The 300-nt window shown below is 41.3% G+C and carries 1 protein-coding gene; it reads right to left on the reverse strand.

The window, feature by feature from the left end; translation table 11 throughout:
- Positions 1–300, reverse strand: a 300-nt coding sequence (locus tag IRQ78_RS20520; RefSeq protein ID WP_194442991.1) for a helix-turn-helix domain-containing protein, incomplete at both ends; no start/stop codon positions are given.

A 300-nucleotide genomic window follows, 5' to 3' on the forward strand; every position in this document is an offset into this window, starting at 1 on the left:
GTAATGATTGTTTTGGGTGTTTAGAGCGGCTTGTGATCCAACTAAAGCCAAGTTGCTTTAGAATTTTATAGACATGATTTAAGTGGTAATGAACACCAAATTCAGTGTGAATGTAATGCACAATGTCTTCACCGGTAAGGCGGCCACCGCGAAGTTCTGTGTTCGTGCGCTTTATAAATTCAGACAGTTGTTCAAGTTGCCGCTGTTGCAGCCTTGATGGACGTCCTTGAATAGGCTTATTGTCTAAACCATCAAGCCCATACTCTAGGTAACTAGAAACCCATTTATTCACACTACTTC

Origin of the sequence: Pseudoalteromonas simplex (genome assembly GCF_015278155.1) — a bacterium.
GTDB classification, from domain to species: domain Bacteria; phylum Pseudomonadota; class Gammaproteobacteria; order Enterobacterales; family Alteromonadaceae; genus Pseudoalteromonas; species Pseudoalteromonas simplex.